At 73.2% G+C, this 5,477-nt stretch carries 5 protein-coding genes and 2 pseudogenes; 4 read left to right on the plus strand and 3 right to left on the minus strand.

Features of this window, described 5'->3' with window-relative positions:
• A pseudogene (locus ACFE64_RS14815) lies at positions 1-195 on the plus strand (MBL fold metallo-hydrolase); the annotation flags it as partial.
• A gap of 48 nt (positions 196-243) precedes the next feature.
• On the opposite strand, the gene tcuC reads toward ACFE64_RS14815, so the two are convergent.
• Genes tcuC through ACFE64_RS14830 form a run of 3 tightly spaced genes read right to left on the minus strand, consistent with a single transcriptional unit; the run spans position 244 to position 3,586 of the window.
• Positions 244-1,506, minus strand: a complete 1,263-nt coding sequence (gene tcuC, locus ACFE64_RS14820; protein WP_375393229.1) for a tricarballylate/proton symporter TcuC — start codon at positions 1,504-1,506, stop codon at positions 244-246.
• A 2-nt stretch (positions 1,507-1,508) separates the two neighbouring features.
• A complete protein-coding gene (locus ACFE64_RS14825) occupies positions 1,509-3,146 on the minus strand; it encodes a M28 family peptidase (RefSeq protein ID WP_375393230.1) in 1,638 nt (545 codons plus the stop codon).
• Positions 3,143-3,586 carry an MAPEG family protein gene (locus tag ACFE64_RS14830; protein ID WP_375393231.1) on the minus strand — a complete coding sequence of 148 codons (444 nt, stop codon included), beginning with the start codon at positions 3,584-3,586 and terminating at the stop codon, positions 3,143-3,145. The genes ACFE64_RS14825 and ACFE64_RS14830 overlap by 4 nt, the downstream gene beginning before the upstream one ends.
• A gap of 175 nt (positions 3,587-3,761) precedes the next feature.
• Between ACFE64_RS14830 and rpmF the strand changes: the two genes are divergently transcribed.
• The 3 genes and pseudogenes from rpmF to ACFE64_RS14845 form a co-directional block, all read left to right on the plus strand.
• Entirely contained in the window at positions 3,762-3,941 is a 180-nt protein-coding gene (gene rpmF, locus ACFE64_RS14835) for a 50S ribosomal protein L32 (RefSeq protein WP_375393232.1), read from the plus strand.
• Positions 3,942-3,967: 26 nt separating this feature from the next.
• The gene (plsX, locus tag ACFE64_RS14840) at positions 3,968-4,996 is read left to right on the plus strand and encodes a phosphate acyltransferase PlsX (RefSeq protein WP_375393233.1); all 1,029 of its coding nucleotides are present in this window, start codon (positions 3,968-3,970) and stop codon (positions 4,994-4,996) included.
• A pseudogene (locus tag ACFE64_RS14845) lies at positions 4,993-5,477 on the plus strand (3-oxoacyl-ACP synthase); the annotation flags it as partial. The gene plsX and the pseudogene ACFE64_RS14845, both read left to right, overlap by 4 nt.

Raw genomic sequence — 5,477 nt, forward strand, 5'->3', positions numbered from 1 at the left:
GGCGACGTGCTGTTCCAGGGCTCGGTCGGGCGCACCGACCTGCCGGGCGGCGATCATGCCCAGCTGGTGCGCTCGGTCGTCGAGAAGCTGTGGCCGCTGGGGGACGTCGCCTTCATCCCCGGCCACGGCCAGCCCTCCACCTTCGCGCACGAGCGGACGACCAACCCCTTCGTCGGCGACGCGGCGCTGATGTGAGCGGCCCGATGCCGGAGCCCGGCCTTCGCCGAGGACACGATCGCCGATCTACCCCCGATCCGCCACCGCCCGGTGTGCGAACAGTGCGGCGGCGAGGCTCAGCGCCGCCGCCAGGCCGAGCCACGCGCCGGGAATTGCCGGGTTTCCCGTCCGCGCGATCAGCCAGGTGACGATGAACGGCGTGAAGCCGCCCACCGCGGTCGCCAGGCTGTAGGCGAGGCTGAAGCCCGACGCGCGCACCGCGGCCGGCACCACCTCGGTCAGCCGCACCACCATCGCCGCGTTGTAGCTGCCGTAGAGCGCCGACAGCCACAGCTCCACCGCGACCAGCCGCGCGACGCTGGGCGCCCCGGCCAGCCACGCCATCGCCGGATAGGCCGTGAGGATCGCCGACGCGGTGCAGGCGATCAGGATCGGCTTGCGCCCGATCCGATCGGACAGCGCGCCCATCAGCGGCAGCCAGACGAGGTTGGACGCGCCCACCGCCGCCGTGACCCACAGGGTCGCGCGTTCGGGCAGATGGAGCAGCTTGCCGAAGGTCGGCGTGTAGACGGTGATCATGTAGAAGCTCACGGTGGTCATCAGCACCAGCCCGACGCCGCCCAGCACCGCGCGCCAGGCTTCGCGCAGGCCCCCGCCGATCTCGGCGAGCGTCGGGACGTGGTCGCGCGCGGCGAAGGCGTCGCTCTCGCGCAGGTGCCGCCGCAGCAGGAACAGCACCGGCACGACGGCGCAGCCCAGCGCCAGCGGCACGCGCCAGCCCCAGTCCGCCACCTGCGCGGGCGCCAGCGCCGCGTGTAGCGCGACGCCGATCACCGCCGCCGTCACCACTGCTACCTGCTGCGACGCCGACTGCCAGGCGACGTAGAAGCCGCGCCGGCCGGGCGGCGCGATCTCGGCGAGGTAGACCGAGACGTTGCCCAGTTCCGCGCCCGCCGAAAACCCCTGGAGCAGCCGCCCGGCGAGCACCAGCAGCGGCGCGGCGACGCCGATCGTGCCGTAGCCGGGGGTGAAGGCGAGCGTGACGATGCCCACGCTCATCAGCGCCAGCGTGAGCAGCAGCCCGGCGCGCCGCCCGTGCCGGTCGGTGAACGCACCTAGCACCACCGCGCCGAGCGGCCGCATCAGGAACCCCGCGCCGAACGTCGCCAGCGCCTTGAGCAGCGTCGCGAGCTGGCTGCCGCCCGGGAAATAGGCCGCGCCGATGGCGTCGGCGAAATAGCCGAACACCATGAAATCGTACATCTCGACGAAGTTGCCGCTCGCCACCCGCACGACGTCGGCGGCGCGACCGGTTCGTGCGGCCGACACCGTCAGCGCCGCGCGGCCGCCGTCTGCGCGCGGATCGCCTTGAACTCGCTGCCGTCGCGCCAGTCGGGCCAGTCGCGGCCGTTCGCCAGATCGCGCGCGATGGTGCCGAACAGCGCGGCGTCGGCGGCCGCGCCGCGCAGGTCCCAGGCGGGCGACCATTGGTCGCAGGTCTGATGGTAGCACTTCATGTAGGCGTCGAGCCACGCCTGCCCGGCCGCGCGGCCGCCGGCGACCAGATCCGGCGGGCCACTGATCGCCATCAGCAGCAGCGTGGGCACGCCACGGCGAGCGAGCGAGAAATGGTCGGCGCGGTAGAACAGGCCGCGCTCCGGCAGCGCCTCGGGCGTCACCGTCCGGCCCTGCGCCTGTGCCGCGGTGGCGAGGCGGTCCTCCAGCGTGTCCTGGCCGTTGCCCACCAGCATCACGTCGCGCGCCGGGCCGGCGGTGTTGAGGATATCGAAGGTCAGGTTTGCGACGGTGGTCGCGACCGGGTAGACCGGGTGCTGCGCGTAGGTCTCGCTGCCGAGCAGCCCGCGTTCCTCGCCCGTCCAGAAGGCGAAGACGAGGCTGCGCGCCGGGCGCGGGGCCTTCGCGAAGGCGCGCGCCAGCTCCAGCGTCGCCGCGACGCCGAGCCCGTCATCGTTGGCGCCGGGCCGGATCGTGCGGCCGGCGGCGTCGGCGGGGCCGATGCCGTAGGCGTCCCAATGCGCGCCGATCATCACCGTCTCGTCCGGCCGCGACCGCCCGGGCAGGCGCCCGAGCACGTTGTGGCTGACCTTGCGCTCGACGGTGACGGGCAGGTCGGCGGAGAAAAGCTGGCCCTTCAGCTCGACCGGCCGGAAATCGGCCCGGCGCGCGGCGATGCGCTGGGCGGCGAGGTCGAGCCCGGCGGCCCGGAACAGCGCGGTCGCCGCGTCGCCGGCGATCCAGCCCTGCAGCGCCACGCGTGGATCGTCGGCGCCGCGCGCCACGTCGTAATTCTCGCCGGCCGGCGCGATCACGGTCGACCAGCCATAGCCCGCGCCGGGGGTGTCGTGGACGATCAGCGCCGCCGCCGCGCCGTGCCGCGCCGCCTCCTCGAACTTGTAGGTCCAGCGGCCGTAATAGGTCATGCGGCGGCCGCCGAACCGGCCGGCCACCGGTTCATCGGCTCCAGCCTCGAAATCGGGGTCGTTGACCAGGAACACCGCGACCTTGCCGGTGAGGTCGACGCCCTTGAAGTCGTCCCAGCCGCGCTCGGGCGCGTGGACGCCATAGCCGACGAACACCATCGGCAGCCGGTCGAGCCGCACGCGCGGCGCGTCCCGCACGGTGCTGACATAGACCTCGCGGCTCTGCGCCCAGGCGGTCCCGCCCGCGCGGATCGTGCCGGCTCCGATCTGGGTGCGGATCAGCGGCACCACCTGCGTCCAGCCGCCGTTCGGGCCGCCCGGCCGGACGCCCGCGGCCTTGAGCTGCGCGATCAGCCACGCGACCGTCCGCGCGTCGCCCGGCGTGCCCGGCGCCCGCCCCGCGAACGCGGGAGAGGCGAGCGTCCTCGCGTCCGCCGACAACCGTTCGGGCGAGACGGTCGGCGGCGACAGGGGCGCCGTCGGTGCCGCGCCGAGCAGCAGCGCGAGCAGGGGGAGGAGCCGCCTCATCCCTGTGCCGGCACCAGCTCGGTCGGCACGGTGTCGAGCCGGGGGGCGTGGAACACCAGCGGGATGGCGATCGCCCAGGCGGCCAGGGCGATCTCCAGCCCGAACGTCAGCGACGTGCCGACCGTGCGGCCGGGCGACCAGCCGTCCATGCCGATCGCGTGCAGCACGCGCGCGACCAGGAACAGCGCCGCCGCCGCCCACAGCCAGACGGATGGGCCGATGCCCAGCTCGACCGCCAGCACCAGCAGCAGCACGAGGGGCGCGTTCTCCGTGAAATTGGCGTGCGCGCGCATCCGGCGAACCACCCGCTCGTTGCCGCCGTCGCCGATCGACACGCCCTCGCTGCGGCGCACCTGCCCGACCCGCGTCGCCAGCCAGAGGTGGAGAAAGGCGGCGCACCCCGCCAGGATCAGCGTCACTCTGGGCATCATCGGCAACATGTGTTCGTCCTCCCGCGCCGTTCCTGCCACTCGGCCCCGGCGCTTGCAACGCGCTGGCGATCGGCTATAGGCGCGCGCTTCGCGATGCGCCCGGCCGGGGTCGCCGCCCGGTTGCCGCGGCGGCGCATACGGCCTAACGCACCCACACGAGCCGAAAAGAGAAAAGGCGCCCGCCATGGCCGTCCCCAAGAGAAAGACCTCGCCCTCCCGCCGCGGCATGCGCCGTGCGCACGACGCCCTGTCGGTGGAAAGCTTCCAGGAATGTCCGAACTGCGGCGAGCTGAAGCGCCCGCACAATCTGTGCGGGGCGTGCGGGCATTATAACGGCCGCGAGATCGTCTCGGTCGAGGCCTGACGCCCGCCCGGCCGGACCAGAGCGCCATGCCTGACCAGTCCTGGATCGCCGTCGACGCGATGGGCGGCGACGAGGGGCTGACCGTGATGCTCGCCGGCGTCGCCCAGGCGCGCCGTCGGCACGAAGGGCTGAAGTTCCTGCTGGTCGGCGACGAGACCGCGATCGCCGAGGGGCTGAAGAGGCATCCCAACCTCACCGCCAATTCGGAGATCGTCCACGCCGCCGAGGTGATCGGCGGCGGCGACAAGCCGAGCCAGGCGCTGCGCCGCGCCAAGCGCACGTCGATGGGCGTCGCGATCGACCTGGTGAAGAAGGGGCGCGCGGGCGCCGCCGTCTCGTCGGGCAACACCGGCGCGATGATGGCGATGGCCAAGCTGGCGCTCCGGATGCTGCCCGGCATCGATCGTCCCGCCCTCGCCGCGCCGCTGCCCACCTTGGGGGCGAACGACGTGGTGGTCCTCGATCTCGGCGCCAACGCCGAGTGCGACGCGCGCAACCTCGTCCAGTTCGCGGTGATGGGCGCGGCGTTCGCGCGGATCATCTTCGAGCTCGATTCGCCGCGCGTCGCGCTGCTCAACATCGGCTCGGAGGCACAGAAGGGGACGGACGAGATCCGCGAGGCCGCCGCCGTGCTGCGCGAGGCGCGGCTGCCGATGACCTTCACCGGCTTCGTCGAGGGGGACAAGCTGGCGCGCGGCGATCATGACGTGATCGTGTGCGACGGCTTCGCCGGCAACATCGCGCTCAAGACCGCCGAGGGCACCGCGCGCTTCGTCGCCGACCTGCTGCGCCGCGCCTTCACCAGCTCGGTGCGCTCGAAGCTCGGCTTCCTGATCTCGCGGCCCGCCACCGAGCTGCTGCGGGAGCATCTCGATCCCAACAACCACAACGGCGCGGTCTTCCTGGGTCTGAACGGCGTCGTCGTGAAGAGCCATGGCGGCGCGACCGCGAGCGGCGTCGCCACCGCGATCGGCAACGCCGCGCGGCTGGTGCGGGCCGACCTGACGCGCCGCATCGCCGACGATCTCGGCCATTTCCAGACGGCGGCGGCATGAGGCGTTCGGTCCTGACCGGCACCGGCTCGGCGCTGCCGGTGCGGCGCGTGTCGAACGCCGAGCTGGCGCAGGAGGTCGACACCTCCGACGAGTGGATCGTCGAGCGCACCGGCATCCGCTTCCGTCACATCGCCGGGCCGGGCGAGACCACCGCGACGCTGGCCGCGGACGCGGCCAGGGCCGCGCTGGCGGCGGCGGCGCGGCCCGCGATCGACATCGACCTGATCGTGCTCGCCACCGCGACGCCCGACCAGACCTTTCCCGCCACCGCCACCAAGGTGCAGGCGATGCTGGGCATCCCCGATTGCGTCGCATTCGACGTCGCGGCGGTGTGCTCCGGCTTCCTCTATGCGGTGCAGGTGGCGGACGCGATGCTGCGCACCGGCATCCACACCCGCGCGCTGGTGATCGGCGCGGAGACGTTCAGCCGCATCCTCGACTGGGAGGATCGCGCCACCTGCGTGCTGTTCGGCGACGGCGC

The organism is uncultured Sphingomonas sp., assembly GCF_964250165.1.
Lineage (GTDB): Bacteria > Pseudomonadota > Alphaproteobacteria > Sphingomonadales > Sphingomonadaceae > Sphingomonas.

Bases quoted from the DNA above. Each gene is read 5' to 3' on its own strand.
- rpmF (WP_375393232.1), top strand. From the start codon at position 3,762: ATGGCCGTCCCCAAGAGAAAGACCTCGCCCTCCCGCCGCGGCATGCGC.
- plsX (WP_375393233.1), top strand. From the start codon at position 3,968: ATGCCTGACCAGTCCTGGATCGCCGTCGACGCGATGGGCGGCGACGAG.
- ACFE64_RS14830 (WP_375393231.1), bottom strand. From the start codon at position 3,586: ATGTTGCCGATGATGCCCAGAGTGACGCTGATCCTGGCGGGGTGCGCC.
- ACFE64_RS14825 (WP_375393230.1), bottom strand. From the start codon at position 3,146: ATGAGGCGGCTCCTCCCCCTGCTCGCGCTGCTGCTCGGCGCGGCACCG.